This window comes from Vannielia litorea (assembly GCF_900142295.1).
Taxonomy (GTDB): Bacteria; Pseudomonadota; Alphaproteobacteria; order Rhodobacterales; family Rhodobacteraceae; genus Vannielia; species Vannielia litorea.
In genome coordinates this window covers 3,203,138-3,229,009 of record NZ_FSRL01000001.1, presented here as the reverse complement: position 1 = coordinate 3,229,009, position 25,872 = coordinate 3,203,138, and the positions used below count along the sequence as shown (strand labels likewise).

Annotated in this window: 26 protein-coding genes; 18 read left to right on the top strand and 8 right to left on the bottom strand. The window is 65.8% G+C overall.

The features are described from left to right. The first annotated feature begins 30 nt into the window (after window positions 1–30). Window positions 31–783, top strand: a complete 753-nt coding sequence (locus tag BUR94_RS15745) for an SDR family NAD(P)-dependent oxidoreductase (protein ID WP_074257126.1) — start codon at window positions 31–33, stop codon at window positions 781–783. A gap of 53 nt (window positions 784–836) precedes the next feature. Then, on the top strand, window positions 837–1,163 hold the full coding sequence (locus BUR94_RS15740; protein WP_074257125.1) for a DUF3775 domain-containing protein: 327 nt from the start codon (window positions 837–839) through the stop codon (window positions 1,161–1,163). A gap of 149 nt (window positions 1,164–1,312) precedes the next feature. Here BUR94_RS15740 and BUR94_RS15735 read toward each other — a convergent pair whose 3' ends face one another. Both BUR94_RS15735 and BUR94_RS15730 read right to left on the bottom strand, forming a co-directional pair. Then, on the bottom strand, window positions 1,313–3,493 hold the full coding sequence (locus BUR94_RS15735; RefSeq protein WP_074257124.1) for a VWA domain-containing protein: 2,181 nt from the start codon (window positions 3,491–3,493) through the stop codon (window positions 1,313–1,315). Next, on the bottom strand, window positions 3,490–4,029 hold the full coding sequence (locus BUR94_RS15730; protein ID WP_074257760.1) for an RNA polymerase sigma factor: 540 nt from the start codon (window positions 4,027–4,029) through the stop codon (window positions 3,490–3,492). The genes BUR94_RS15735 and BUR94_RS15730 overlap by 4 nt, the downstream gene beginning before the upstream one ends. A 143-nt stretch (window positions 4,030–4,172) precedes the next feature. On the opposite strand from BUR94_RS15730, the gene bamE reads away from it, so the two are divergent. Beyond that, window positions 4,173–4,556, top strand: coding sequence for an outer membrane protein assembly factor BamE domain-containing protein (gene bamE / locus BUR94_RS15725; protein ID WP_074257123.1), 384 nt, complete (start codon window positions 4,173–4,175; stop codon window positions 4,554–4,556). A gap of 4 nt (window positions 4,557–4,560) precedes the next feature. Here the strand turns inward: bamE and BUR94_RS15720 are convergent, their stop codons facing one another. Both BUR94_RS15720 and hemF read right to left on the bottom strand, forming a co-directional pair. Further along, the gene (locus BUR94_RS15720) at window positions 4,561–5,400 is read right to left on the bottom strand and encodes a DMT family transporter (RefSeq protein ID WP_245794495.1); all 840 of its coding nucleotides are present in this window, start codon (window positions 5,398–5,400) and stop codon (window positions 4,561–4,563) included. 164 nt (window positions 5,401–5,564) lie between these two features. After that, entirely contained in the window at window positions 5,565–6,443 is an 879-nt protein-coding gene (hemF, locus tag BUR94_RS15715) for an oxygen-dependent coproporphyrinogen oxidase (protein WP_074257121.1), read from the bottom strand. 83 nt (window positions 6,444–6,526) lie between these two features. On the opposite strand from hemF, the gene BUR94_RS15710 reads away from it, so the two are divergent. Next, window positions 6,527–6,913, top strand: a complete 387-nt coding sequence (locus BUR94_RS15710) for a hypothetical protein (RefSeq protein ID WP_074257120.1) — start codon at window positions 6,527–6,529, stop codon at window positions 6,911–6,913. Window positions 6,914–6,968: 55 nt separating this feature from the next. Here BUR94_RS15710 and BUR94_RS15705 read toward each other — a convergent pair whose 3' ends face one another. Continuing rightward, window positions 6,969–7,799: a prephenate dehydratase gene (locus tag BUR94_RS15705; protein ID WP_074257119.1), complete on the bottom strand. Its 831-nt coding sequence runs from the start codon at window positions 7,797–7,799 to the stop codon at window positions 6,969–6,971. Between the two features lie 130 nt (window positions 7,800–7,929). Between BUR94_RS15705 and BUR94_RS15700 the strand changes: the two genes are divergently transcribed. From BUR94_RS15700 to BUR94_RS15675, 6 genes are all read left to right on the top strand, one after another. Continuing rightward, window positions 7,930–8,457: a c-type cytochrome gene (locus BUR94_RS15700; RefSeq protein WP_074257118.1), complete on the top strand. Its 528-nt coding sequence runs from the start codon at window positions 7,930–7,932 to the stop codon at window positions 8,455–8,457. A 74-nt stretch (window positions 8,458–8,531) separates the two neighbouring features. Continuing rightward, on the top strand, window positions 8,532–8,996 hold the full coding sequence (locus tag BUR94_RS15695) for a GNAT family N-acetyltransferase (RefSeq protein ID WP_074257117.1): 465 nt from the start codon (window positions 8,532–8,534) through the stop codon (window positions 8,994–8,996). A gap of 201 nt (window positions 8,997–9,197) precedes the next feature. Continuing rightward, the gene (locus BUR94_RS15690) at window positions 9,198–11,084 is read left to right on the top strand and encodes an extracellular solute-binding protein (protein WP_425445248.1); all 1,887 of its coding nucleotides are present in this window, start codon (window positions 9,198–9,200) and stop codon (window positions 11,082–11,084) included. 41 nt (window positions 11,085–11,125) lie between these two features. After that, window positions 11,126–12,310, top strand: coding sequence for a microcin C ABC transporter permease YejB (locus tag BUR94_RS15685; protein WP_074257115.1), 1,185 nt, complete (start codon window positions 11,126–11,128; stop codon window positions 12,308–12,310). A gap of 8 nt (window positions 12,311–12,318) precedes the next feature. Further along, entirely contained in the window at window positions 12,319–13,428 is a 1,110-nt protein-coding gene (locus BUR94_RS15680) for an ABC transporter permease (RefSeq protein WP_074257759.1), read from the top strand. Continuing rightward, entirely contained in the window at window positions 13,425–15,029 is a 1,605-nt protein-coding gene (locus BUR94_RS15675; RefSeq protein ID WP_074257114.1) for an ABC transporter ATP-binding protein, read from the top strand. Before BUR94_RS15680 ends, BUR94_RS15675 begins: the two co-directional genes overlap by 4 nt. A 6-nt stretch (window positions 15,030–15,035) precedes the next feature. Here the strand turns inward: BUR94_RS15675 and hemN are convergent, their stop codons facing one another. Next, window positions 15,036–16,388: an oxygen-independent coproporphyrinogen III oxidase gene (gene hemN / locus BUR94_RS15670; protein WP_074257113.1), complete on the bottom strand. Its 1,353-nt coding sequence runs from the start codon at window positions 16,386–16,388 to the stop codon at window positions 15,036–15,038. Between the two features lie 60 nt (window positions 16,389–16,448). Between hemN and fnrL the strand changes: the two genes are divergently transcribed. Then, window positions 16,449–17,198, top strand: coding sequence for a transcriptional regulator FnrL (gene fnrL / locus BUR94_RS15665; protein ID WP_074257112.1), 750 nt, complete (start codon window positions 16,449–16,451; stop codon window positions 17,196–17,198). 37 nt (window positions 17,199–17,235) lie between these two features. Here fnrL and BUR94_RS15660 read toward each other — a convergent pair whose 3' ends face one another. Next, window positions 17,236–18,087: a universal stress protein gene (locus BUR94_RS15660; RefSeq protein ID WP_074257758.1), complete on the bottom strand. Its 852-nt coding sequence runs from the start codon at window positions 18,085–18,087 to the stop codon at window positions 17,236–17,238. 199 nt (window positions 18,088–18,286) lie between these two features. On the opposite strand from BUR94_RS15660, the gene ccoN reads away from it, so the two are divergent. The 4 genes from ccoN to ccoP are packed head-to-tail and all read left to right on the top strand — an operon-like array spanning window position 18,287 to window position 21,735. Next, the gene (ccoN, locus tag BUR94_RS15655; protein WP_074257111.1) at window positions 18,287–19,897 is read left to right on the top strand and encodes a cytochrome-c oxidase, cbb3-type subunit I; all 1,611 of its coding nucleotides are present in this window, start codon (window positions 18,287–18,289) and stop codon (window positions 19,895–19,897) included. Between the two features lie 15 nt (window positions 19,898–19,912). Then, window positions 19,913–20,641, top strand: a complete 729-nt coding sequence (ccoO, locus tag BUR94_RS15650; RefSeq protein WP_074257110.1) for a cytochrome-c oxidase, cbb3-type subunit II — start codon at window positions 19,913–19,915, stop codon at window positions 20,639–20,641. Between the two features lie 15 nt (window positions 20,642–20,656). Then, window positions 20,657–20,851 (top strand): CcoQ/FixQ family Cbb3-type cytochrome c oxidase assembly chaperone, encoded by a 195-nt coding sequence (locus BUR94_RS15645; protein WP_074257109.1) that lies wholly within the window; start codon window positions 20,657–20,659, stop codon window positions 20,849–20,851. After that, the gene (gene ccoP, locus BUR94_RS15640) at window positions 20,848–21,735 is read left to right on the top strand and encodes a cytochrome-c oxidase, cbb3-type subunit III (protein ID WP_074257108.1); all 888 of its coding nucleotides are present in this window, start codon (window positions 20,848–20,850) and stop codon (window positions 21,733–21,735) included. The genes BUR94_RS15645 and ccoP overlap by 4 nt, the downstream gene beginning before the upstream one ends. A 70-nt stretch (window positions 21,736–21,805) precedes the next feature. On the opposite strand, the gene BUR94_RS15635 is transcribed toward ccoP, so the two are convergent. Next, on the bottom strand, window positions 21,806–22,438 hold the full coding sequence (locus BUR94_RS15635; RefSeq protein WP_074257107.1) for a ZinT family metal-binding protein: 633 nt from the start codon (window positions 22,436–22,438) through the stop codon (window positions 21,806–21,808). Window positions 22,439–22,818: 380 nt separating this feature from the next. Between BUR94_RS15635 and BUR94_RS15630 the strand changes: the two genes are divergently transcribed. From BUR94_RS15630 to BUR94_RS15620, 3 genes are all read left to right on the top strand, one after another. After that, window positions 22,819–23,700 carry a LysR family transcriptional regulator gene (locus tag BUR94_RS15630; RefSeq protein WP_074257106.1) on the top strand — a complete coding sequence of 294 codons (882 nt, stop codon included), beginning with the start codon at window positions 22,819–22,821 and terminating at the stop codon, window positions 23,698–23,700. A gap of 289 nt (window positions 23,701–23,989) precedes the next feature. Beyond that, window positions 23,990–25,417 (top strand): cytochrome c oxidase accessory protein CcoG, encoded by a 1,428-nt coding sequence (gene ccoG, locus BUR94_RS15625; protein WP_074257105.1) that lies wholly within the window; start codon window positions 23,990–23,992, stop codon window positions 25,415–25,417. A 2-nt stretch (window positions 25,418–25,419) separates the two neighbouring features. Continuing rightward, entirely contained in the window at window positions 25,420–25,872 is a 453-nt protein-coding gene (locus tag BUR94_RS15620) for a FixH family protein (protein ID WP_074257104.1), read from the top strand.

Genomic DNA, 25,872 nt, shown 5'->3' with positions numbered 1-25,872 from the left:
AGGATGGCATAGGCACGGAGGAACGTTTTCATGGTCGAATGGCAGGGCAAGCGATACTGGATCATCGGGGCCGGCTCGGCCTTGGGGCGCGCCATTGCAGATCAGTTGAGTCGTGTCGGCGTGGAGCTGCTGCTCACCTGCTCCGAGCCGGAGGCGATGGCCCGCTTGGCCGAGATGCTGCCCGGCAAGGCCGAGGTGCTCGAGGCCGAGGTTTCCGACGGCGAGGCGATGAAGAGCGCCGTGGCCAGCGCGGGCAGGCTCGACGGCGTGATCTATCTTCCCGATGCCGTTGGCGGACACGGCGCCAGGACCTGGGACACGGCCGCGATCAAACAGGTGATCGACCGCAACCTCGACGGGGCGCTCAACACCGTGGGCGCAGTGCTGCCCGGCATGGTCGCCGCCGACAAGGGCCACCTGCTGCTGGTTGCCGGCCTCTCGGCCTATCGTGGCCTGCCGGGCGAGATCGGCTACGGCACCTCGATGGCGGCCATCATGCACCTTGCCGAAGAGCTCTACGCCGAGCTGCGCAGCACCGGCGTGCAGATCCAGCTCGCCTGCCCCGGCCACGTGATCGAACCCGAAGCCCTGGCCGAGGGCGATACCCCTGCCGCCTTGCCGCCCTCGGTGATGACCTCCGAGGCGGCCGCGCGGGAGTTGTTCGAACACATGAACGACGACATCTTCCAGAGGAGCTTCCCGACCATGCGGGGGTGGGTCGTCCGGCTCTCGCAACTCATGCCCAACTGGCTCTACTACAGGCTGTTCCGCTCGCAACTCTGAGGGGCTGGAAAGCTCGCGCACAAGCTGGCACTGTCGGCGCAAGGAGGGCCGCAATGCTCGACATTTCCATGCACAAGATCGTCCGGGTCATCGCTCTGGCCCGGGAGTACGGTTCCGACGGGGTGCAGACCCGCAACTACATCGCCGACATGAACGAGGACGAGCAGTCGAGCCTCGTGGCGTTGATGTGGGTTGGTCGCGGCAGTTACGACCCCGATGACATCGAGGAGGCTCGCCGCATGGCCGTGGCCGAAAAGACCTCGCCCACCGAGACCTACCTCGGCGGTGAACCGCAGCTGGCCGACATGCTGGAAGACGGGCTCGACGCGCTCGACATCAACGTGGCCGACGCAGAGGACAACCTGCGCGAGCGGCCCTGATCCCTTGCAATCTGAAGTGCAAGGACGGCCCCGGCGGGGACGTGCCGGGGCCGTGCGCCCGGTCGGGAGGAACCGGGCTCTGCTCGGCGGGGTTGCCGCCTGCATCCGCGCCGCCCTTCAGGGGATGACGGCGACGCGGGGTTCGGAAGTTACTGCGAGAGGCTCTGGGCGAGGCGCATCAGGTTGACCGCCTCGGCGCGGTAGCCGAACTCGTCGGTGCCCTTCGCACCATTGGCCAGCGCGATGGCATCGGCATAGCTCCAGTCGCCAAGATAGCTGGAGCCTTTCAGGAGCTGCCCGAAGCCGGCGATGGCGGCGGCAAAGCGGGTTTCGTCGCTCGCCGTGCCCATGCCTGCCGTGATCGGAAACTCCAGCAGCGCGCTCTCGCTATCGCCCGGCTCCTTCCAGCGCATCCGCAGGAAGGCCAGTTCGGGATTGTCCTGCTCGGCCTGAGCGGGGGCCACGGAGGCATCGGCCGAGCCGTAGCGCAGCGGGTCGTTCAGCACGGCGGGCGAACCCACCGGCGTGATCTCGTAGATCGCCGTCACCGAATGGCCCGCGCCGATCTCGCCCGCATCCACCTTGTCGTTGTTGAAGTCCTCGCGCCTCAGCGCACGGGTCTCGTAGCCGATCAGCCGGTATTCGGCGACCTCGGCCGGGTTGAACTCGACCTGGATCTTCACGTCCGACGCAATCGGAAAGAGCGCGCCGGTGAACTGGTCCACCAGCACCTTGCGGGCCTCGTTGAGCGTGTCGATATAGGCGGCCTGGCCATTGCCGTTCTGTGCCAGCGCCTGCATCAACGCGTCGTCGAGGTTGCCGCGCCCGAAGCCGAGAACGGATAGGAAGGTGCCGCTCTCGCGCTTCTTCTCGATGTACTCCTTCATGTCCTCGGGCGAGGAGAGGCCCACGTTGAAATCGCCATCGGTGGCCAGCAGCACGCGGCTGATCTCGCCCTCGCCGGTCATTTCCTCGGCCACGGCATAGGCCTGCTCCAGGCCGGCGTGCCCGGCGGTGGAACCGCCCGCACCGACGTTGTCGAGCGCCGCGAGGATCTTGCCGCGCTCACTGGCAGGCGTCGGCGGCAGGACCAAGCCGGACGAGCCGGCATAGGCCACGATGGCCACCTGATCCTCGGGGCGCAGTTCGGGGAGCATGAGCCGGAGCGACTGTTTGAGCAGCGGCAGCTTGTTGGCATCCGACATCGAGCCCGACGAGTCGACGAGGAACACCAGGTTCAGCGGCGGCCGGTCCTCGACCAGCGGCAGCTCGCCCTGGATCGCCACCGTCACCAGCCGGGTGTCAGGGTTCCACGGGGTCTCGCCCACCACCACGGTGGGCTTGAACGGGGCCGGGTCATCGGCCTCGGGGGCGGCATAGGCGTAGGGGAAGTAGTTGACCATTTCCTCTACCCGCACGGCATCAACCGGAGGCATCCGGCCCGCGTTCAGCGAGGAACGGACGACCGAGTAGCTCGCCGTATCCACGTCGATCGAGAAGGTCGAGACAGGCTCTTCGGAGGCCACTTTCACCGGGTTCTGTTCGGCCTCGGGAAAGGCCTCCGTGTCGGGGTCCTGCGGGGCCACATAGCCATCGCCGGGGGCCGGAGCGGGTGCCAGCACACCTTCGGGCCGGACGATGCCCGCAATACCGCCGGTCTCGGCCCTTTCTCGGGCGGCCGATGCGGCGACGCTGCGCTTTGCGGTGGCCGTGCGGGGTGCGGTCGGGGCCGATGCCCCTGCCACGGCATCCGCCAGCGGGGCTTCCGCCGCCAACTCCTCGTCGGCCTCGGCCTCCGCCATCGGCGGCTCCTCCATCACGGCGACATCCTCGGTGGCGGCGGGCTCCGGCGCGGGCGTAGCCGCCTGTGCGTCGTCGCTTCGGACCTCCGCGATCTCGGGCGCCTCCTGCGGCGTCTCGGGCTGAGTAAGGGGCGCCGCCTCGGCCTGGGAGCGGGTGCTGTCGGTTGCTGCCGCGCCCTTGGTTTCGCGCGCCTCCACGACCGTCGGCCCGCCGCTCTGCTGCATCTGCGGGATGATCACCACGGCGGCCAGCCCGGCGGCGGCGATGCCGGTGGTGGCGGCCAGCCCGGCCTTTGTGCTCAGTTTCGCAAACATGTCTCTCACTCCTTGCATCAGCCCCGCCTCTCGGGGGCTTTCGGGAGTGGGACGCGCGCCTTTTGCCAATCCTTGGCGGAGGCGTGCATTTTTCTCCGCCGAGTCGTCGAAGGCCTGCATGGCAAGGGCCAGCGCCGCCTTCTTCGCTTCCGGGTCGGGAGCGGGCGGGGCGGCCTGCATGGCCTTCTTCAGCTTGTCGAACTCGTCAGTCATGACGCTCTTTCCTCGCTTGCCAGCGCGCGGAGGCGCTTTTTGACCTCCGACATGCGCCAGGCGATTGTGCCCTCGCTCACGCCAAGCACCTCTCCGGCCTGGCCTTGGGTCATCTCCTCGCCCAGAACCAGCGCGCAGGTGTCGCGCAGTTCGGGCGGCAGTCCGCGCAGCGTGGCAGTGAGCCAGTCCACCGCCTCGGCCGTCTCGACCATTTCGGCCTGCCGACCGATCTCCCAGTCGCCCCAACCCTCCGAGGCCTTTGCCTGTGTTGCGGCCCTGCGCCGCCGGTCATGGGCCGCGTTGACCGCCACCCGGTAGAGCCAAGTGGAAAACGCGGCGCGCCCTTCGTAGCGGGCGAGCTTGGCGGGCAGGGCAAGGCAAATGTCCTGCGTCAGGTCCTCGGCTTCGGCGCGCACGCCGGTCAGTCGGAAGGCAAAGGCGAAGAGCCGGTCGTAATGCCGCGCCAGCAGAGAGGCAAAGGCCTCCCGGTCGCCGCCCGCAGCGGCCAGCGCGAGAGAATGATCGGACACCGACATGCGCATACCGTTGGTCAGACGGATGCGGGGCGTCAATCCTTGGGGCAAGGGCAAGCTTTTTATTCACGGGCCCGTCAGGATTTACCGAATCTTTCCGCTTTCGCCAGAGCATGCCCCCTGTTCAGAACCCAGAGAGGCCACTCATGCTCCGCAGCTTGCTCGTTTCAATCCTTGCCCTCGGCCTCGCGGCCTGCAGCTCCAGCGGCAACCAGGTGATGAAGAACCAGACCGAAGCGAGTGTGGCCCAGATGATGCATCCGGGGATGACGAGCCAGGTGCAGGTGCAGAACATGCTGGGTGCCCCGCAGGAGAAGTCGTTCACCGCGGCAGGCACCGAGATCTGGACCTACAGCCACGAGCGCCTCCGCCCCCACGCGGTGAGCTACATTCCGGGTGTCCGGATGTTCGGCCGGGTCCGCAAGGGCAAGCAGAAGCAGCTGACGGTCCTCTTCGACGAGGCCGGGATGGTGCAAAAATACGCGATGACAGAGACCGACCTTTCGGTGCGCACCGGGCTCTACAAATAGCGCCTCAGGCCCTCACCCTGCGCCGGCGCCCACTGGCCAGCGCCAGAAGCCCCGCGCCGACGATGATCGCCGAGCCCACGAGCGTGGCTGTGTCGGGCCGTTCGCCAAAGACGACGGCGGCGAGGATCATCGCCACCACAAGCCGGGTGTAGCGGAAGGGGGCCACCACGCCCACCTCTCCGGTGCGCATGGCGATGGTGAGCGCGTAGTAGGCCGAGGCCCCTGCGAGCGAGGCCGCGAGAATGCGCCATGTGTCTGCGCCCGAAGGCACCACGGGGGCAGATTGGAAGGCGAGAATCACCAGCCCCGCCGGGATCAGGATGGCGCAGCCGTAAAGGCTGAGCTGCATGTGCGAGAGCGCGGGTGGCGCAGCGCGGGTGGCAAGGTCACGCCCCGCGAAGCCGATCATGCCCAGCACCGAGAGGATTGCCAGCATGTCGAACCCGGCGAGCCCAGGCCGCAGCACCAGAAGGACGCCCGCAAACCCCACGAGGATCGCCAGCCAGCGCGCCGGGCTGACCGGCTCCCGCAGGACAGTCATCGCTCCCAGCGCCACCATCAGCGGCGCGGCCTGGAGGATCGCCGAGGCGGTGGAGAGCGGCGTGAGCGCAATGGCGAGGGTGTAGAATACCCGACCCACCATCTCGAACCCGCAGCGCACCGCCATGGGACGGGAGAAGAGCGCGGGGTGAATCAGGCGGTCGCCGCGCCGCAGGCAGAGCATGGCAAAGATCGCCGTGCCGATCAGCCCGAACATCGCCAGCACCTGGCCAACCGGCACCGCCCCGGCGGCGGATTTGATAAAGGCGTCCTCCACGGCGAAACCGGCCATCGAAGCGGTCATCCAGAGGGCACCCTGGGCGTTGGGAGAGAGCGGCATTGGGGCCTCACGATTGCAGGCCGTCACGTTGCGCGGATGATCGCAGAGGTCAAGGGGGCCAGGTTTCGGGCCGCGGCACCCTCAACGCTGCCAGACCGGGACCCGACTGCGCCGCTGTGCCGCCCGGGTCATACCCACTTGGCCATCGGCGGCAGGCTCATCAGCACCGCATTGGCATCATGCCCGGTCGCAAGGCCGAACTTCGTGCCGCGGTCGTAGACGAGGTTGTACTCGGCGTAGAGCCCGCGGTGCACGAGTTGCACCTCCTTCTCGGCCTCTCCCCAGGCCTGGCCCCGGCGCTTTTCGACCAGCGGCAGATAGGCGGGCAGGAAGGCGCGGCCGATGTCCTGCGTCAGGGCAAAGTCGGCCTCCCAGTCTCCGGTATTCCGGTCATCCATGAAAACGCCGCCAACACCCCGGGCCCGGCCCCTGTGGGGGATGTAGAAGTACTCATCGGCCCAGGCCTTGAGCCGGGGATAGAGCTCGGCTCCGTGCGGGTCCAGATGGGCCTTCTGCTGGCCATGAAAATGCGCCGTGTCCTCATCATATTCGATGCAGGGGTTCAGATCGGACCCGCCGCCGAACCACCAGGCGGAAGGGGTCCAGAACATGCGGGTGTTCATGTGAACAGCCGGCACATGGGGGTTCTGCATGTGGGCCACGAGGCTGATGCCCGAGGCCCAGAAGCGCGGATCCTCGGCCACGCCCGGCATGCCGCGGGCGGCCATCGCCTTCTGCGCGGCCTCGCCCAGCGTGCCGAACACCTCCGATACGTTCACGCCGACCTTCTCGAAGACCCTGCCGCTGCGCATCACGCTCATCAACCCGCCCCCGGCGTCGGAGCCGTCCTCTGCGGCGCGCTTCGTCGGGGTCACCTCGAACCTGCCGGCTTCGCCCTTGCCCTCGAAACTGTCTTCCAGACCCTCGAAGGCGGAAACGATCTCGTCGCGGAGCGTCCGAAACCAAGCGGCAGCGCGCGCTTTCTCTGTGTCCATCGCATCGGTCATGGCCGGCCCTTCCCGCATATCGTGATTTGGCGAATCCGCTCCGCGAGCCTAATCATGGTGCCAAGCCATTGAAAGGACACCCGATGCGGCATTTTCTGCCCCTGCTGCTGATCCCTCTCGCCGCCGCCTGCGCCACTCCGCGCGAGGCCTGCGTGAACCGCGCCGCCAAGGATCTGAAGGTGATGAACAAGCTCATCGCCGAGACCCGGGCCAATGTGGATCGCGGCTATGCCGTCGAGCGCGAGGCCTATGTGACGAGTGGTTTTCGGATGTGCGTGGGCTCCAAGAAGGAGAATGTCGGCGTCACCTGGTGCCACCGTCCCGAAACCCGTTACCGCACCCGTCAGGTGGCGATCGACCCGGCAGCGGAGCAACGCAAGCTGCGCAACATGATCGTCAAGCGCGACCAGTTGGAGCGCGAGGCGCAGGCCCGGATCGCGGCCTGCCGGCAAGCCTACCCGGAGGGTTGAGCGCCGTCGGCGATCGGCCCATGGCGCTACAGAGCCGGGCCATGCGCGCGGAAGCTCAGTGCCTCCGAGCGTCTGCGGGATAGACGCCGAGGATCTTCACCTCTTCGGTGAAATGGTCGAGCTCCTCCATCGCAAGCTGCACATTCGGGTCGTCCGGATGGCCCTCGATGTCGGAGTAGAACTGCGTCGCGGTGAAGCTGCCGCCCACCATGTAGCTCTCGAGCTTGGTCATGTTGACCCCGTTCGTGGCAAAGCCCCCCATCGCCTTGTAGAGCGCGGCGGGGATGTTGCGCACGCGGAAGACGAAGGTGGTCATCATGTTCTCGGCGCGGCGGGCGGGCCGGGCCTCGGGCGCCATGATGAGAAACCGGGTGGTGTTGTGGGCGTGGTCCTCGATGTGGCGTGCGAGAATGTTCAGCCCGTGTATCTCGGCCGCGAGGTCGGAAGCCAGCACGCCCTCGTCGCGCAAGCCGCTGGCCCGAAGCTCCGCTGCCGCGCCGGCGCTGTCGGCGGCGGCCTCCCCCGCGATTCCGTGCTCGGCGAGGAAGGCCGCGCATTGCGGCAGGAGCACCAGGTGCGCGCGCACTTTCCTTATCTCGTCGAGCGCGACGCCGGGCAGGGCCATCAGCGAGATGTGCACCCGCACGAAGGCCTCGTCGATGATGTGAAGCCCCGACTCGGGCAGCAGGCGGTGAATGTCGGCGACCCGACCGTAGGTGGAGTTCTCCACCGGCAGCATCGCCTGGTCCGCCCGGCCGGCGCGCACCGCCTCGATCACATCCTCGAAGGTACGGCACGGCACCGCTTCCATGTCGGGCCGTGCGTCGGCGCAGGCCTGATGCGAATAGGCGCCCAATTCTCCCTGAAATGCGATCCGGCCGGCCATCCTGCCTCTCCCCTGACAGTTCACACGTTTTTTGCCCCCTCGGGCGATTGGTCGCGCCTGATACGTCTTGCAGCGCGGGCATGGAAGCGCGTAGAAGGCCCCGAAACCGAAACCGTGCACGGGATGAGACATGTTCGACACAATGACGATGGTCAAGGCGTTCGGCTGGCTGTGCGGCGCGCTGCTGATCTACCTCCTGATCAACTGGGCCGGCGAGTCGCTCTACGCGATGGATGCCGGCAATCATGGTGAAGAGGGCGAAGAGCACGTGCAGGGCTATGCCATCGAGGTAGCCTCGGCCGAGGGTGGCGAAGCCGCTGAAGAAGAGAGCGGCCCTTCGTTTGAAGAGGTGTTCGCCAGCGCCGATGCCGCTGCGGGCGAGAAGGTCTTCGGCAAGTGCAAGGCCTGCCACAAGCTCGACGGCACCGATGGCACAGGTCCGCACCTCGATGGTGTGGTGAATCGCGATATCGGCGGCGTCGGCGGCTTCTCCTATTCCAGCGCAATGGCCGAGCATGGCGGCACGTGGACCCCTGAAGAACTGAGCGCGTTTCTCGCCAACCCGAAGGGCTACATAAGCGGCACCAAGATGAGCTTTGCCGGCCTCAAGAAGATCGAGGACCGCGCCAATGTGATCGCCTATCTGCAGGCGCAGTAAGGCAAGGTCATAACCCCATTCAGGGCCGCCGACGGGACACCGGGGCGGCCCTTTTTAGTGCCGGGAGGCAAGCCATGGTCATGGTGCGACAGGCGAATGCGGCGGATGCCGAGGGCATGGGGCAGGTGCTCGAGGCCTTGCTCGCGGCAGGCCGTCGGCAAAAGCCGGGCGATACGGGCTTTGCTCGCGCGCATTATCTCGAACATCCGGATCTGATCGCCATCATGGTCGCGGTTGACCCGTCGGGTCGCATCATGGGCTTCCAGTCGTTGAAGCGTGCGATGCCCGGCAACGAACTTGGGGTCACGCCCGGCTGGGGCATCATCGGCACGCACGTCCATCCGGGCGCAACGCGGCGCGGCGTGGGCCGAAAGCTCTTTGCTCCGACCCGCGGCGCCGCCGAGACTGCCGGGCTGGGCCGCGTCGAGGCCACCATCGGTCGGACCAACGCAGGGGCACTGGCCTATTACCGGGCGATGGGTTTCGAGACATGGCGCGAGGGTGACGGTCTGGTGCGCCAGGTGCTGCGTCTCGACTGAGCTCGCTCGCGCACGGCTCACGAGGTTTCAACTTGCAAGCCGCGGGCTGGGGCATTTAGCTGAAATCAACGATGTTTCGGCGTGATCGGCCCGGCAGGGCTGCGCGCCGTGCAGCCCATGTCCGACCCCGAGAGGAGCCTCGACTTGCGCCAGATAGCCCCGATGACCCCCGATGCCGCCAATTCCCGCCGCCCGAACAGCATGCTGGCTCGGGCGCAAGGTGTGGCGTTGGCCGTTCTGCTTGCGGCCATGCCGGCCGTGGCGCAGGAGCAGGCCGGGGCGGAGGGCGGGCAAGCCACGCTGATCCGCCACGGAATCCCGACCTTTCCCGGCGGCGAGCTCAAGTATGGCCCCGATTTCGAACATCTCGACTATGTAAACCCGGAGGCGCCGAAGGGCGGCGAGATGTCGGAATGGGCCTTCGGCGGCTTCGACAACTGGAACCCCTACACCATCAACGGCCGCGCCGGCGCGCTGTCCAGCGCACCCCACGAGAGCCTTCTGACCGGCGTTTCCGACGAAATCGGAACGGACTACGGCTTGCTGGCCGAAAGCATGGAGTATCCCGAGGACCGCTCCTGGGTGATCTTCACCCTGAGGGAGGGCACCGAGTTTTCCGATGGCAGCCCGCTGACCACCGAAGACGTGATGTTCTCCTACGAGCTGTTCCGCGAAAAGGGCCTGCCGAGCTACCGCGAGATCCTCGCGGCCAGCGTCGAAAGTGCCGAGGTGATCGACGATCGGCGGATCAAGTTCACCTTCATGCCCGAAAAGGAAAAGCGTGACCTCATCCAGATGGTCGGCGGCCTCTCGATCTTTTCGAAGGCGCAGTATGAGGCCAACCGGATGGACCTTGAGGAACCCCAGACCACGCCCTGGCTCGGCTCCGGCCCCTATGTCGTCGATCTCTCCCGTAGCGAGATGGGCAAGACCGTCGTGGTCACCCGCAACCCCGACTACTGGGGCGAGGACCTGTCGATCAACAGGGGCCGCAACAACTTCGATGCCCTGCGGGTCGAGTATTTTGCCGATTACGCGGTGGCGCTCGAGGGGTTCAAGGCCGGGGCCTACCTCTTCCGCAACGAGGCAAGCTCCAAGGACTGGGCCACGGGCTACGAGTTTCCGGCGGTCAAGAACGGCTGGGTGGTGAAGCGCGAGCTGGCCCATGGCCGCATCGCCACGGGCCAGAGCTTTGTCTACAACCTGCGTCGCACCCAGCTGCAGGATCCGCGCGTGCGAGAGGCCATCGGCCTCATGTTCAACTTCGAATGGTCCAACGAAAAGCTGTTCTACGGCATCTATAGCCGGGTCAGCTCTTTCTGGGAAAACACTGATCTCGCGGCCACCGGCCTGCCGAGCGAGGCCGAGCTGGCGCTGCTTGAGCCGCTTCGGGCAGATATCCCGGAGGAGGTCTTCACCGAGGAGCCGTTCTCCGAGCCCACATCCGACCCGAACAGCGCCACCGACCGGCGCAACCTGCGCCGCGCCAACAAGCTGCTCGACGAGGCGGGGTGGAGCGAGTTCAACAACGCGGGCCTCAGGGTGAAAGACGGCAAGACCCTGCGCGTGGAGTTCCTGAACGACAGCCAGACTTTCGACCGGGTCATCAACCCCTTCGTCGAGAACCTGCGCGCCGCCGGAATCGACGCCGTCCACCAGCGGGTCGACAACGCCTCGGCCACCGAGCGCGAGAGGCCGCCGAGCTACGACTTCGATATCGTGACGGCCTTCCTCCAGACCGGCTACATCCCCGGTGACGGGCTGAAGCAGTACTTCGGGGGCGAAACCGCCGATACTTCGACCTTCAACAAGATGGGCCTGAAGAACGCGGCGGTGGATTCCCTGATCGAAAGCGTGAAGGCGGCCCAGACGGAGGAGGAGTTGCGCGTGGCGACATCTGCGCTCGACCGCGTGCTTCGGGCGCTGAAGTTCCGCACCGGCCAGTGGCACAAGGCGGCCGACACGGTGGCCTACTACGATATCTTCGAGCATCCGGAGGAACTGCCGCCCTATGCCCTCGGCAACATGGACTTCTGGTGGTATAACGCCGAGAAGGCCGAAACGCTGAAGGCGGCCGGCGCGTTCTGAGCGGGGCGCGACAAAAAAGAAGACAGGCAAGAAGGCTCTAGATGAGCGCATATATCCTCAGGCGGCTCCTGCTGATCATTCCGACGCTGTTCGGGATCATGCTGGTGAACTTCGTTCTCACCCAATTCGTCCCCGGCGGCCCGATCGAGGCGGTGATCGCCAAGGTCGAAGAGGGCCAGAGCGCGGGCGACAACGTGACCGGCGGGGCAGATGCAGGCCAGCCGCCCGGCAGTGAGAGCGTGGATGAGCGCTACCAGGGCGCGCGCGGCCTCTCGCCCGAGTTCCTTGCGCAACTCGAAGTCCAGATGGGCTTTGCCCGGGTGGTCTGCGAAGAGGGCTACGAGCCGCGCGATGGCGTGGCTATCACCCACCGCGACCTGTCCTCCGACGCCTGCACCAAGCAGGACATCGGCATGGTCGAGCGGTTCTTCATCATGATGGGCCAATACGTCACCTTCGATTTCGGCGAGAGCTACTTCAAGTCGAAGTCTGTGGTGAGCCTCGTGATCGAGAAGATGCCGGTGTCGATCACCCTCGGTCTCTGGTCCACCCTGATCGCCTACATGATCTCGATCCCGCTGGGCATTCGCAAGGCTGTGCGCGATGGCTCCCGGTTCGACACCTGGTCATCCGGCGTGATCGTGGCGGCCTATGCGATCCCCGGCTTCATCTTTGCCATCCTGCTGCTGGTGCTCTTTGCCGGCGGTTCCTACTGGAAGATCTTCCCGCTGCGCGGCCTCACTTCCCCCAACGCGATCTGGGATCAGCTCTCGCTCTGGGGCAAGATCGTGGACTACCTCTGGCACATCTTCCTGCCGGTTCTGGCCAGCTCCATCGCCGGCTTCGCCTCGCTGACCCTGCTGACGAAGAACAGCTTCCTCGACGAGATCAAGAAGCAGTATGTCATCACCGCCCGCGCCAAGGGCCTGAGCGAGAGCCGCGTGCTCTACGGCCATGTCTTCCGAAATGCGATGCTGATCGTGATCGCGGGCTTTCCCGGCGCCTTTCTCGGCGTGTTCTTCGGGTCGTCCCTGGTGATCGAGTGGCTCTTCTCACTCGACGGGCTCGGGCGGCTCGGGTTCGAGTCGGTGGTAGACAGGGACTATCCGGTCGTCTTCGGCACGCTCTTTGTCTTTGGTCTCATCGGCCTGCTGGTGAACATCCTGAGTGATCTGATGTATGTCTTCGTCGACCCACGGATCGACTTCGAGCGGAGGGCAGGCTGATGGCGCTCATCAAACTCGGGCCGCTCGGTCAGCGCCGCTGGCGGAACTTCAAGAAGAACCGCCGTGCCTTCTGGTCGCTGATCCTGTTTTCGCTGCTGTTCGGGCTGAGCCTCTTTGCCGAGTTCCTCGCCAACGACAAGCCGATCCTGGTGCAGTATCGCGGCGAATACTACATGCCGATCCGCAGCTTCTATTCCGAGCAGACATTCGGCGGCGATTTCCGGACCGAGGCCAAGTATCGCGACATCGAGGTCAAGTGCCTGATCCGCTCCGGCGGGCTGGATGCCTGCTTCGACGACCCCGAGGCAGTCTATGAGGACGCCGCGGATGGCGTGGTGGATGGCGAGCCGATCGAGAAGGGCTGGGCGCTCTGGCCACCGATCCCCTATTCGTTCAACACGCCAAACGATGACATCGTCGGCGCCGCTCCCTCCGCGCCCGACCGCAACCACTGGCTCGGCACAGACGACGGCAGCCGCGATGTGCTGGCGCGGGTGATCTACGGCTTCCGGCTTTCGGTGCTCTTCACCCTGATCGTCACCGTGGTGGCCTCGCTCATCGGCATCGCGGCCGGCGCGGCGATGGGCTATTTCGGCGGCTGGGTCGACCTGTTCTTCCAGCGCATGCTGGAAATCTGGGGCGGCATCCCGGGGCTCTACGTCATCATCATCATGTTCGCCATCTTCGGCCGAAGTTTCTGGCTGCTGGTGTTTCTCACCGTGCTCTTCGGCTGGCCCGCGCTCACCGGCGTGGTCCGGGCAGAGTTCCTGCGGGCGCGCAACTTCGAATATGTCCGCGCCGCCAAGGCGCTGGGCGTGTCGGACAGCAAGATCATGTTCCGCCACATCCTGCCCAACGCCATGGTGGCCACCCTGACGCTCATGCCCTTCATCATCACCGGCACCATCGGGGGCCTCGCAACGCTCGACTTTCTCGGCTACGGCCTGCCGTCCAGCGCGCCGTCGCTCGGCGAGCTGACCCTTCAGGCCAAGCAGAACCTGCAAGCCCCCTGGCTCGCCTTCACTGCCTTCTTCACCTTCGCCATCATGCTCTCGCTGCTGGTCTTCGTCTTCGAGGGCGTCCGCGATGCCTTCGACCCGCGCAAGGTGTTCGCATGAGCGCGGTGCTCCAGGTCCGCGGCCTGAAGGTGTCTTTCCGGCAGGACGGGGAGACAACCCATGCAGTGCGCGGCGTCGACTTCGAGGTGGGGCGCGGCGAGACGGTCGCATTGGTGGGCGAAAGCGGCTCCGGCAAGTCCGTCACCGCCCTCTCCACCGTGAGCCTGCTGGGCGACAGTGCCCGGGTCGAAGGCTCGGTGCGCTACATGGGCGCCGAGATGGTTGGGGCCGACGAGCAGAAGCTGATGGAAGTGCGCGGCAACGACATTTCCTTCATCTTCCAGGAGCCCATGACCTCGCTCAACCCGCTGCACACGCTCGAAAAGCAGCTGGCCGAAAGCATCGAACTGCATCAGGGGCTGCGCGGCGCCGACGTGCGCAAGCGCATCATCGAGCTCCTGCACGACGTGGGCATCCACGACCCCGAAAGCCGGCTGGGTGCCTATCCGCACCAGCTCTCGGGCGGGCAGCGGCAGCGGGTGATGATCGCCATGGCGCTGGCCAACAATCCCGACCTGCTGATCGCCGACGAGCCCACTACGGCGCTTGACGTCACGATCCAGGCGCAAATCCTCGATCTGCTGGCGGAGCTGAAGCAGAAGCGCCAGATGAGCCTGCTGTTTATCACCCACGACCTCGGCATCGTCCGCGCCATCGCCGACCGTGTCTGCGTGATGAAGGACGGCGAGATCGTGGAGAGCGGGCCGACAGACGAGATCTTCGGCAACCCGCAACACGACTATACCCGAAAGCTGCTGAGCGCCGCGCCGCGCGGAACCCCGCCGCCGGTGCCCGAGGGTGCGGAGGAGATCGTGCGCACCGAAGACCTGCGCATCTGGTTCCCCATCCAGGCCGGGCTGCTGAAACGCACCGTGGGCCACGTGAAGGCGGTCAACGCCGCGAGCCTGTCCGTGCGGGCGGGCGAGACCCTGGGCATCGTGGGCGAGAGCGGATCGGGCAAGACAACACTCGCGCTGGCGATCATGCGGCTGATCCAGTCGGAGGGGCCGATCTACTACCTGGGCGAAGACATCCAGGGCTGGAAGACCAGGCGGATGCGCGAGCTGCGCCGACACATGCAGATCGTCTTCCAGGATCCGTTCGGCAGCCTCTCCCCGCGGCTTACCGTGGCGCAGATCGTGGCCGAGGGCCTGGGGGTGCACGGCGTCGAAAAGGGCCAGGACCCGCGCGCGCTGGTGGCGCAGATGCTCACCGAAGTCGGGCTCGACCCGAGCGTGATGGACCGCTACCCGCACGAGTTTTCCGGCGGCCAGCGCCAGCGCATCGCCATTGCGCGCGCCATGATCCTGCGGCCCCGGCTGATGGTGCTCGACGAGCCGACATCGGCGCTCGACATGACCGTGCAGGTCCAGATCGTCGACCTGCTCCGTGACCTGCAGCAAAAATACGGGCTGGCCTATCTCTTCATCAGCCACGACCTGCGGGTGGTGCGGGCACTGAGCCACAAGGTCATGGTCATGAAGCAGGGCGATGTGGTCGAGGCCGGCCCGGCGGCAGAGGTCTTTGACGCGCCGAAGAGCGACTATACCCGCACGCTGATGAACGCGGCCTTCGACCTGCCGGGGGCGGCGCAGGCGTGAGCCGGGTCAGATCGCTGGGCTGTGTCCGGTGCGGGAGAGGTCGTAGGCATCCACGCCGCGGGCGATGACGCGGGTCAGCGGGCGCGCCTCGATCGGGATCACCAGACTGTCTGCAGTGTGCTCGACGACGCCGGCAAAGCGGGCAGCGAGCCCCGCCAGAACGCTGCGCACCCAATCGGCCCGCGCGCCAACGGCGGTGATCTGCTCCACGTCGCAACGGAACTCGCACATGAGCTGCTCGATCATCCTGCTGCGCCACAGATCCTCCTTGCTGAACACATGGCCACGTGCGGTGGCAAACTGGCCAGCGCGGACGTCGCGGATGTAGAGCGAGGTTGCCGAGGCATTCTGGGCGTAACCCTGCGGGAAGCGCGAGATAGAAGACGCGCCAAGCCCCACCAGCGCGGTCGCGCCATCATCGGTGTAGCCCTGAAAGTTGCGCCGCAGCCGCCCCTCGGCGAGGGCACGGGCGAGGCCGTCATCGGGGCGGGCGAAGTGATCGATTCCGATCTCCTGGTAGCCGTCCCAGCAAAACAGTTTCCGGCCGGTCTCGAAGAGCGCCAGCCGCTGCTCCGGCGTGGGCAGCGCGTCCGTCGGCAGGAGAGACTGGCGCTTGGCCATCCAGGGCACATGAGCGTAGCCGTAAAGCGCCACCCGATCCGGGGAGAGCGACAGCAGCTTTTGCACAGAGTCCGCCATTCTGGCCTCGGTCTGATGCGGCAACCCGAAGAGGATATCGGCGTTCAGGCTCTCGATTCCTCGGGCCCGGATCATTTCAACCGCGCGGGCGGTCAACTCGTAGCTCTGATCCCGTCCGATCGCCTTCTGGATCATCGGGTCGAAATCCTGCACGCCGATGGAGGCGCGAGTCATTCCGGCAGCCTTCAGGGCATCGAGCCGCGACTCGTCGATCTCGTTCGGGTCGATCTCGACCGAGAACTCCGCACCCGGCGCCATCGGCACCACGGTTTCCACCGCTTCGGCCAGCTCGGCCATCTGGCCCGCGTCCATAAGCGTGGGCGTGCCGCCGCCCCAATGCATCCGGCTGAGTCGCACGCCGGGCGCAAGGTGGCGGCCCAGCAAGGCGATCTCTGTCTTCAGCTCGTTGAGGTAGCTCCGTACCGGCTCTGCAGAGGTGGTGCCCTGGGTTCGGCAAGCGCAGAACCAGCAAAGCCTCCGGCAGAATGGCACGTGAATATAGAGCGATATCTTCCCGTTTTCCGGGATCGCCCTGAGCCAGGATACAAAACGGTCGCGATCCACGCCCCCTGCAAAATGCGGTGCCGTCGGATAGCTGGTGTAGCGGGGCACGCGTGCGTCAAAGAGGCCGTGGCGTGCAAGTTGTGCGGTCGTGTCCATTGCCATAAGTTATGCGCCGAGGCCTGACGATGCCTTGACCCAGATCAACCGGTGAAAAGCATGGCCGTTCTCGACATCAAGTTCACGTCGCATGATTGCGGCTCCTGCCCGATCCGTCATCGCGCGGTCTGTGCCCGCTGCGATTCCGATGAGCTCGCGATGCTCGAAGAGATCAAGTATTACCGCAGCTTCGAAGCCGGGCAGACGGTGATCTGGTCGGGCGATCACATGGATTTTCTAGGCTCGGTGGTGACGGGCGTCGCCACCCTGAGCCACACGCTCGAGGATGGCCGGACCCAGATGGTCGGCCTGCTGTTGCCTTCGGATTTCGTGGGTCGCCCGGGGCGCGAGCTGGCGGCCTATGACGTGACAGCGATCACCGACATCACCATGTGCTGCTTCCGCCGCAAGCCGTTCGAACAGATGATGGACCGCACGCCGCACATCGCGCAGAGATTGCTGCAGATGACGCTGGATGAGCTGGACGCCGCGCGCGAGTGGATGCTGATTCTCGGCCGCAAGACCGCGCGGGAGAAAATCGCCAGCCTGCTCGCCATTCTCGGTCGCCGCGATGCATCGCTTGGCCTCGGCGGGCCGGTGGGCGACGAGATCGTTTTCGACCTGCCGCTCACCCGCGAGGCGATGGCGGATTACCTCGGCCTCACGCTCGAAACGGTGAGCCGCCAGGTCTCGGCGCTCAAGAAGGACGGGCTGATCGAGCTCGAAGGCAAGCGCCGCGTGCGTGTGCCGAGTTACGACGCGCTGCTGGCCGAAACCGGCGATGATTCCGACGGCGGGCTGATGGTCTGATCGGGGCCGCGGGCCTCACCCTACCGGCCCCCCGCTATCAGCGGGCCATGAACACAGGCACGGGTGGCTTTTCCAACAGGTCGCGCGTGGCCCCGCCCAGGATCGCTTCGCGGAACCGGGAGTGGCCGTAGGCTCCCATGACCAGCAGGTCTGCGCCGGTATCGCCCACATGCCGCTCCAGCACATCGGAGATCCGCGGCATGGTGCGCGACAGAACGGAGATTTCACAGCGCAGCCCGTGGCGGGTGAGCATCTGGCTCAGGGCGCCACCCGGATCGGAACGCTCGGGCCCGTGGCGCGGCGGGTCGATGATGGCGATGCTCACGAGGTCGGCCCCTGCAAGCAGCGGCATGGCCCTGCGGATCGCCGCGAGCGCTTCGGGGCTCTGGTTCCAGGCGACAACCGCGCGATTCGGGCGCACGGACGCCGCATCGCCTTGCGGCACAACCATCACCGGGGCGTGGGCATCGAACAGCGCCGCTTCGGTCGCGATCTCGAACTCCGTGCCCCGGCCCTTGCCGTAGGGCGCGGGCATCACCACCAGGTCGGCGAAGCGGGCACGGGCGGCAACCAGCCCGGCGAGCCCGGCCATCTGCCCGACCGCCGTCTCCACGGACCAACGCAACGGGCTGGTCTTCAGATGCTCTCGGGCCGAGGTTTCGATATCCAGGGCGGTCCGCTTGGCCTCTTCGTAGGTTTCCTGCTGCACCACCGCCGTTGCGCCTGCGTAGTAGTAGCCGATCTGCGTGCGGTCGCAGCCGATCGCGACCACCTCGAGATGCGCGTCAAAGCTGTCGGCAAGTGCCTCCGCATGGGCCAGGGCAAGCGCACTGAGTGCTCCGGCGCCGACCGGTTCGAGCAAAGGTACGAGTATCGTCTTGGGGTCCATCATGGGTCTCTCCTCACCAGAGGCCGCCTGCAAAAGATGCGGCGGGCTTGAATTGAACACTGCCGGAAAGCCGCTACGGTGAAATTGACATGAATCAAGGACGCAGCCTCCACTTCCGAGGAATTTGCCCCCAATTCGAAGACCGTTTGCCGGATGAGTCCGGCTGCGGGCTTTGCAGGGACACGAGAAGGAAACTGTCATGTGGGATTACGTGAAGATCATGCTCTTTGGCCTGATCGCGCTGCTCGCGGCGATTGCCGCGAACTATGCGCGTGACCTGGCCTATATGGTGCATGCCTTGATCATCTGCGCTGTCGCGGCGGGGATGTTCATCTGGTCGGTACGCACGACCTGGGAAGAAAAGCCGGCACCCGCCGTCAATGACGAAGGCTATATGGATGGCGTCGTGCGCTACGGCGTGGTCGCCACCACCTTCTGGGGCGTGGTGGGCTTTCTCGTGGGCACGTTCATCGCCTTCCAGCTCGCGTTTCCGCAGCTGAACTTCCAGCTCCTCGGCGACGGCATCGGCAACTTCGGCCGGCTGCGCCCGCTGCACACCAGCGCCGTGATCTTCGCCTTCGGCGGCAACGCCCTGATCGCCACCAGCTTCTACGTCGTGCAGCGCACCTCGGCCGCGCGGCTCTGGGGCGGCAATCTGGCCTGGTTCGTGTTCTGGGGCTACAACCTGTTCATCATCCTGGCCGCCACCGGCTACCTGCTGGGTGCCACCCAGTCCAAGGAGTACGCCGAGCCGGAATGGTACGTGGATCTCTGGCTCACGGTCGTCTGGGTTGCTTACCTGCTGGTCTTCCTCGGCACGATCCTGACCCGGAAGGAAAAGCACATCTATGTCGCCAACTGGTTCTTCCTGAGCTTCATCGTCACCGTGGCCATGCTGCACGTGGTCAACAACCTCTCGATCCCGGTCTCGATCTTCGGCGCCAAGTCGGTGCAGGTCTTCGCCGGGGTGCAGGATGCGATGACCCAGTGGTGGTACGGCCACAACGCGGTGGGCTTCTTCCTCACCGCCGGCTTCCTGGGGATGATGTACTACTTCGTGCCCAAGCAGGCCGAACGGCCGGTCTACTCCTACAAGCTCAGCATCATCCACTTCTGGGCGCTGATCTTCCTCTACATCTGGGCCGGTCCGCATCACCTGCACTACACCGCGCTGCCCGACTGGGCCTCGACGCTCGGCATGGTGTTCTCGGTCGTGCTCTGGATGCCCAGCTGGGGCGGCATGATCAACGGCCTGATGACCCTCTCGGGCGCCTGGGACAAGCTGCGCACCGATCCGATCATCCGCATGATGATCGTCTCCATCGGCTTCTACGGCATGTCCACGTTCGAGGGCCCGATGATGTCGATCCGCGCCGTCAACTCGCTCAGCCACTACACCGACTGGACGATCGGCCACGTGCACTCCGGTGCGCTCGGCTGGAACGGCATGATCACCTTCGGCGCGCTCTACTTCCTGGTGCCGCGTCTGTGGAACCGGGCCCAGCTCTACTCGCTGCCCGCGGTCAACTGGCACTTCTGGCTCGCGACCATCGGCATCGTGCTCTACGCCTCCGCAATGTGGGTGACGGGCATCATGGAAGGGCTGATGTGGCGTGAGGTCGATGCCAACGGCTACCTCGTCAACGCCTTCGCCGACACGGTGAGCGCGAAATTCCCGATGTACGTGGTCCGGGCCCTGGGCGGGGTGCTCTACCTTGCCGGTGCGCTGATCATGGCCTGGAACCTGTGGATGACGGTGCGGAAAGGGGACGTTCGCGTGCCCGCCGCCGCCGCCGTCCCGGCCGAATAAGGGGGGCCTGAGCAAATGGCACTTCTCGACAAGCACAAGATCCTCGAAACCAACGCAACCCTGCTGCTGGTGTTCTCCTTCCTCGTCGTCACCGTCGGTGGCATCGTGGAGATCGCCCCGCTCTTCTACCTCGACAATACCATCGAGGACGTGGAGGGGGTGCGGCCCTACTCGCCGCTGGAGCTCACCGGGCGCGACATCTACATCCGCGAGGGCTGCTACGTCTGCCACAGCCAGATGATCCGCCCGATGCGCGACGAGGTGGAGCGCTACGGCCACTACTCGCTGGCGGCCGAAAGCAAGTATGACCACCCGTTCCAGTGGGGCTCCAAACGCACCGGGCCGGACCTCGCCCGGGTGGGCGGGCGCTACTCCGACGAATGGCACGTCGACCACCTGATCGACCCGCAGAGCGTGGTGCCCGAGAGCGTGATGCCTAAATACGGTTTCCTGCTCGACCGGCCCATCGAGGCCACCTACGTGGGCGAGCTGATGGCCACGCACCGCATGGTGGGCGTGCCCTACACCGACGAAATGCTGGAGGCCGCTGCCGCCGATTTCGCCGCGCAGGCCGACCCCGACAGCGACTACGACGGGCTGATCGAGCGCTACGGCGAGAGCGCTCAGGTCCGCAACTTCGACGGGCAGGCCGCGCTCACCGAGATGGACGCGCTGGTGGCCTATCTCCAGGTGCTGGGCACGATGGTGGATTTCTCCACCTTCCAGCCCGACGAGAGCCGGTAAGGGAGGGCACGCGACATGGACACCTATTCCTGGATGCGTGAACTGGCCGACAGCTGGGTGCTGCTTGCCATGTTCGTCTTCTTCGCGGGCGTCGTCTTCTGGGCCTTCCGGCCCGGCAGCCGGAAAGACCACGAGGAGAGCGCCAACCTGATCTTCCGCAACGAACAGTCCCCCGCGGGCGAGAAGAGCCTCGAGGAGGCGAAGCAATGAGCAAGAAACCGACGAAGCTCGAAAAGGACATCCCGACCACCGGCCACAGCTGGGACGGGATCCAGGAGTACGACAACCCGATGCCGCGCTGGTGGCTCTGGACCTTCTACGCCACCATCGTCTGGGCCATCGGCTACACCATCGCCTACCCGGCCTGGCCGCTGGTGAAAGGCGCGACCGAGGGCTTTCTGGGCTACTCGACCCGCGCCGAGGTGGCCGCCGAAATCGCCAGCTTCGACGCAGCGAACGAGGGCATCCGCGCGCAGCTAGTTGCGGCCGATCTCAACCAGATCGCCACCGACCCGGAGCTCTCCAGCTTTGCCCAGAACGCGGGCGGCGCGGTGTTCCGCACCTGGTGTGCGCAGTGCCACGGGTCGGGCGCGGCGGGGGCCAAGGGCTACCCCAACCTGCTCGACGACGACTGGCTCTGGGGCGGCGACATGGAGGCGATCCACTTCACCGTCACCCACGGCATCCGCAACGAGGATGACCCCGACGGCGAGGCCCGCTACTCCGAGATGCCGCGCTTCGGCACCGACGAGATCCTCGAACCGGCGCAGATCGAAGAGGTGGTGAACTACGTGATGTCGCTCTCCGGCACCCCGCGGGATGCCTCCAGGGTCGAGGCCGGCAAGGTCGTTTACGAAGACAACTGTGCCGCCTGCCATGGCGACGATGCGCAGGGCGACCGCGAGCAGGGCGCGCCCAACCTGGCCGATGCGATCTGGCTTTATGGCAGCAGCTACGATGACGTGATGGAATCGGTCAGCAATGCCCGCTTCGGCGTGATGCCCAACTGGAACACCCGGTTGAGCGAAGCCGAGATCCGCGCCGTGGCCGCCTATGTCCACGGGCTCGGCGGCGGCGAGGCCCCTGTCGAGTAACCCGCGCCGCGCGCGAAAAAAGGGCCGCTCCGGGCAACCGGCGCGGCCCTTTCCTTTTCTGGGTCGGGCGTCAGTGTGCCGTCATCTCGTGCACCACCTCGCCGGGCGTCAGCGACGCGGGGTAGTAGGTGGGCCAGTTGGTCAGCTCTTCCAGCAGCGCCGCGCGATCATCGCCCCAGTAGAGGTGATAGTGATCGGCCTGGCCCGGCGCGATCTTGTGATCGGAGAACTGGAAGAACCCCGGCGCAGCGGCGTCGCCCTCGGTCTTGGCAAAGACAAAACGAACGCCGCGGTTGCCCTTCTCGTAGGTCAGGATTTCGTAACCGTCGTAGCTGTAACGCGCCTGGAGCGGGCCATTGGCGCCGTGGAAGGTGACGGTATCGCCTTCGATCACGATGCGGTCCACATCGGTGGCGTAGCCGATCTCGTAGTAGGCACGGTAGTCTTCGGCGGTCTTGTCGCCGGTCTGCGCCTTGTGCTCCATCACCTCGTCGAGCGCGCCGGAGGTGAGCAGCGGGTAGACCGACTGCCAGTCGCCTTCCCAGTCGGAGAGCGGGCGATCGGCGATCTGGCTGTCTTCAAAGTAGCCCTTGTAGATCTGCTCGGCGTCCGCGTCATGGGCGTGATCGTGCTTGGTTTCGGCCATTGCGGGCGCGGCGGCAAGCAGGCCGGCGAGCACTGCGCCAAGAAGGTTGAATTTCATGGGGTTCCCTACATGTTGATTCGCTATGTTATAACATAGCATTAACCGCATACCGCAGGAGCCCCCAAAGCCGCAACCATCCGGCCCGAACGCGAGGAGAGCCGCACCGATCCGGCGGTGCGGCTCTCCTGCCTTGCGGTGCGGCTCAAGCTTCAGGCGTCGGGGAACGCGATGAGCCGCGGCAGCACGCGCCGCCAGGGAGCTTGCGGGCGGACAAAGGGCTTGGATCTCCTGTCCGTCCGCGTCGCCGTGAACAGGGCACCTGAAAGTATTCCGAACATCTCGCACCTTCCTTTCGTGGCCACCAGCTATACCTTATTGACCTCTTGGCCCTTCCGAAGCGAGGATAATACTCCACTATTCGTAACTTGAGATTACCAATGAACCTGCGCGATCTTCCTCCCTCCGCCTCGCTCAGAGCCTTTGCAGCCTTCGCCGAAGTAGGCAGCGTAACGGGTGCGGGGGCGGCGCTGGGCGTCAGCCATGCCGCGATCAGCCAGCAATTGCGCGCCCTGGAGGACCATCTCGGCATCGCGCTGCTCGAACGTCGGGGTCGCGGCGTGGCTCTCACGGAGGCCGGCGACGAACTGGCGACGGCGGTGACAGGAGCCTTCGGCCTGATCGGCGACGCTGTCGCGCGCATCACGGGGCGCGGCGCAGGCAGGCCAGTGCAGATCACCACCACGCCGATGTTCGCGGCGCATTGGTTGATGCCCCGCCTGGCCGGATTTCGCCGCCGGTTTCCCGATGTCGAGATCATGCTCAATCCCAGCCCCCAGGTGGTGGAGCTGACGCCCGGCGGCGTTGATATCGCGATCCGCCATGGCAAGGGCCACTGGCCTGGCCTTGATGTCGAACTTCTGCTGCCGGCCGAGCATGTCATCGTCGCCGCGCCCGAGCTGGTCAAAGGCCGGCGGATCGACAGGCCCGACGATCTGCTCGAGCTGCCTTGGCTGCAGGAAGTCGGCACCAACGAGGTGGACGAGTGGCTGGCAGGGCAGGGGGTCACGGAGGGGCGGGCGCGGTTTCACAGCCATCTGCCGGGCAACTTCGTGCTCGAGGCAGCCCGCCGCGGCGAGGGGCTTGCTGCCACCACCCGGGTGCTGATCGAGGAGGATATCGCCTCCGGCTCGCTCGTGGTGCTGTTCAACCGGGGCACCATCGCCGAGGGCTACCACATCGTCACGCGCCCCGGCCCCTTGCGTCCGCCCGCCGCCGCTTTCGTGCGCTGGCTCAGGGCCGAGAAATCAAGGTCCGGTTGACCCAGATCAAGGCAGGTGAGTCGTCGCGGGCCTACAAGAGATACATAGCGAGCCAAGGCACCCTCCCTTCCGCCAAGGTTCCGCACTTCCGGCTCGACCGGATAGGCCCCGGCCCTCCTTCCTGTTCGCGCGTTTCCTTGGAAGGGTCGGGGCCGAAGTGCATCTGCCCTCCCCACAACCCAGCGCGAAAACTCGCAACGAAGAGTCAACTTTTGATTCAGGTCAAGGCTGTCCACTTGGCAGCGTGACATTCACGATGCGAGATATATTGCGTGAAAGGGCGTGAGTCGTGAGCACTGTCGAGCCGCAGGAACCAAACAGCCTCTACGCCGCGCGGGAGCCGATCTTCCCGCGTCGGGTAAAGGGCAATTTCCGCAACCTGAAATGGGTCATCATGATCGTGACCCTCGGCATCTACTACGTCACGCCGTGGATCCGCTGGGACCGGGGCCCCAACCTGCCCGACCAGGCGGTGCTGGTGGACCTGGCGAACCGCCGCTTCTTCTTCTTCTGGATCGAGATCTGGCCGCACGAGTTCTACTTCATTGCGGGCCTGCTCATCATGGCCGGCCTCGGCCTCTTTCTCTTCACCTCCGCGCTGGGCCGGGTCTGGTGCGGCTACGCCTGCCCGCAGACGGTCTGGACCGATCTCTACATCCTCGTCGAGCGCTGGATCGAGGGCGACCGCAACGCCCGCCTGCGCCTGCACCGGCAGAAGAAGCTCGATTTCACCAAGGCCCGCCTGCGCGTGACCAAATGGGCGGCCTGGCTCCTGATCGCCGTGGCCACCGGCGGGGCCTGGGTGTTCTACTTCACCGATGCGCCCACGCTGCTGCGCGACCTTGTCACCCTCAACGCCCATCCGGTGGCCTACACCACCATTGCCGTGCTGACCGCCACAACCTTCGTCTTCGGCGGCTTCATGCGCGAGCAGGTCTGCATCTACATGTGCCCCTGGCCGCGCATCCAGGGCGCGATGATGGATGAGAACACGCTGACCATCGGTTACCGCGACTGGCGCGGCGAGCCGCGCGGCAAGGCGCGCGACGCAAGCGCCGGCGACTGCATCGACTGCATGGCCTGCGTCAACGTCTGCCCGATGGGGATCGACATCCGCAACGGCCAGCAGATGGAGTGCATCACCTGCGGCCTCTGCATCGACGCCTGCGACGAGGTGATGGACAAGCTCGGCCGCGATCGCGCGCTGGTGGCCTACCTGGCGATCTCCGACCAGGAGTGGGAGACCACCGGCAACAAGCCCCGGAGCGTGTGGCGGCACCACATCTTCCGGCCGCGCACCATGCTCTACACCGCGCTCTGGTCTCTGGTGGGCATCGGCCTCGTCGTGGCACTCTTCATCCGAGAAGACATCAGCGTGACCGTCGCGCCGGTGCGCAACCCGGTCTTCGTGACCATGTCTGACGGCACTATCCGCAATACCTACGAGCTTCGCCTGCGCAACAAGCACGGCGAAGACCGCCGCTTCGGCATCGCGCTGACCGGCGATCCGACCCTGCGGGTGAGCATCGAGGGCACCCCCTACGGATCGGTCATGGTGCCGGCGGACGAAACCATGCTGCAACGGGTCCATGTGCTGGCCCCCGCAGGATCCGCCGCTGCCGAAGGCGACCTGACGGAGTTTCGCTTCTGGGTGGAAGACCTCAGCAGCGGAGATCGTGTACACAAGGACAGCACCTTCAACGGAAAGGGAAACTGACGATGGGCGAGATCACGGGAAGGCAGGTCTTTGCGGTCACCGCAGGGGCCTTTGCCATCATCATCGGGGTCAATCTGGTCATGGCCTACAAGGCCGTGAGCACCTTTCCGGGCCTCGAGGTCAAAAACTCCTATGTCGCCAGCCAGCAGTTCGACACCAGGCGCGCCGCGCAGGAAGCGCTCGGCTGGAAGGTGACGCCCCGTTACGCGGCGGGGCAGCTCGAGATTGCCGTGACCGGGCCCGAGGGCCAGCCGCTGCAGGTCGATGGCTTTGCCGCCATGGTCGGGCGCACAACCGAGCGGCGGCACGACATGCAGCCGGAGTTCGCCTACGAGGGCGGGCGGTTCGTGGCGCCGGTCGAGCTGGCCCGGGGCCGCTGGGAGCTGCGGGTCAGGGCGCAGGCCGCTGACGGCACCCCTTTCGAACAGCGCCTGATTCTCACCGTGAAGGGCTGA

Coding starts and splice junctions, on each gene's coding strand:
- BUR94_RS15745 (WP_074257126.1), top strand. CDS start 31: ATGGTCGAATGGCAGGGCAAGCGATACTGGATCATCGGGGCCGGCTCG.
- BUR94_RS15740 (WP_074257125.1), top strand. CDS start 837: ATGCTCGACATTTCCATGCACAAGATCGTCCGGGTCATCGCTCTGGCC.
- BUR94_RS15735 (WP_074257124.1), bottom strand. CDS start 3,493: ATGACTGACGAGTTCGACAAGCTGAAGAAGGCCATGCAGGCCGCCCCG.
- BUR94_RS15730 (WP_074257760.1), bottom strand. CDS start 4,029: ATGTCGGTGTCCGATCATTCTCTCGCGCTGGCCGCTGCGGGCGGCGAC.
- bamE (WP_074257123.1), top strand. CDS start 4,173: ATGCTCCGCAGCTTGCTCGTTTCAATCCTTGCCCTCGGCCTCGCGGCC.
- BUR94_RS15720 (WP_245794495.1), bottom strand. CDS start 5,400: ATGACCGCTTCGATGGCCGGTTTCGCCGTGGAGGACGCCTTTATCAAA.
- hemF (WP_074257121.1), bottom strand. CDS start 6,443: ATGACCGATGCGATGGACACAGAGAAAGCGCGCGCTGCCGCTTGGTTT.
- BUR94_RS15710 (WP_074257120.1), top strand. CDS start 6,527: ATGCGGCATTTTCTGCCCCTGCTGCTGATCCCTCTCGCCGCCGCCTGC.
- BUR94_RS15705 (WP_074257119.1), bottom strand. CDS start 7,799: ATGGCCGGCCGGATCGCATTTCAGGGAGAATTGGGCGCCTATTCGCAT.
- BUR94_RS15700 (WP_074257118.1), top strand. CDS start 7,930: ATGTTCGACACAATGACGATGGTCAAGGCGTTCGGCTGGCTGTGCGGC.
- BUR94_RS15695 (WP_074257117.1), top strand. CDS start 8,532: ATGGTCATGGTGCGACAGGCGAATGCGGCGGATGCCGAGGGCATGGGG.
- BUR94_RS15690 (WP_425445248.1), top strand. CDS start 9,198: ATGCTGGCTCGGGCGCAAGGTGTGGCGTTGGCCGTTCTGCTTGCGGCC.
- BUR94_RS15685 (WP_074257115.1), top strand. CDS start 11,126: ATGAGCGCATATATCCTCAGGCGGCTCCTGCTGATCATTCCGACGCTG.
- BUR94_RS15675 (WP_074257114.1), top strand. CDS start 13,425: ATGAGCGCGGTGCTCCAGGTCCGCGGCCTGAAGGTGTCTTTCCGGCAG.
- hemN (WP_074257113.1), bottom strand. CDS start 16,388: ATGGACACGACCGCACAACTTGCACGCCACGGCCTCTTTGACGCACGC.
- fnrL (WP_074257112.1), top strand. CDS start 16,449: ATGGCCGTTCTCGACATCAAGTTCACGTCGCATGATTGCGGCTCCTGC.
- BUR94_RS15660 (WP_074257758.1), bottom strand. CDS start 18,087: ATGGACCCCAAGACGATACTCGTACCTTTGCTCGAACCGGTCGGCGCC.
- ccoN (WP_074257111.1), top strand. CDS start 18,287: ATGTGGGATTACGTGAAGATCATGCTCTTTGGCCTGATCGCGCTGCTC.
- ccoO (WP_074257110.1), top strand. CDS start 19,913: ATGGCACTTCTCGACAAGCACAAGATCCTCGAAACCAACGCAACCCTG.
- BUR94_RS15645 (WP_074257109.1), top strand. CDS start 20,657: ATGGACACCTATTCCTGGATGCGTGAACTGGCCGACAGCTGGGTGCTG.
- ccoP (WP_074257108.1), top strand. CDS start 20,848: ATGAGCAAGAAACCGACGAAGCTCGAAAAGGACATCCCGACCACCGGC.
- BUR94_RS15635 (WP_074257107.1), bottom strand. CDS start 22,438: ATGAAATTCAACCTTCTTGGCGCAGTGCTCGCCGGCCTGCTTGCCGCC.
- BUR94_RS15630 (WP_074257106.1), top strand. CDS start 22,819: ATGAACCTGCGCGATCTTCCTCCCTCCGCCTCGCTCAGAGCCTTTGCA.
- BUR94_RS15620 (WP_074257104.1), top strand. CDS start 25,420: ATGGGCGAGATCACGGGAAGGCAGGTCTTTGCGGTCACCGCAGGGGCC.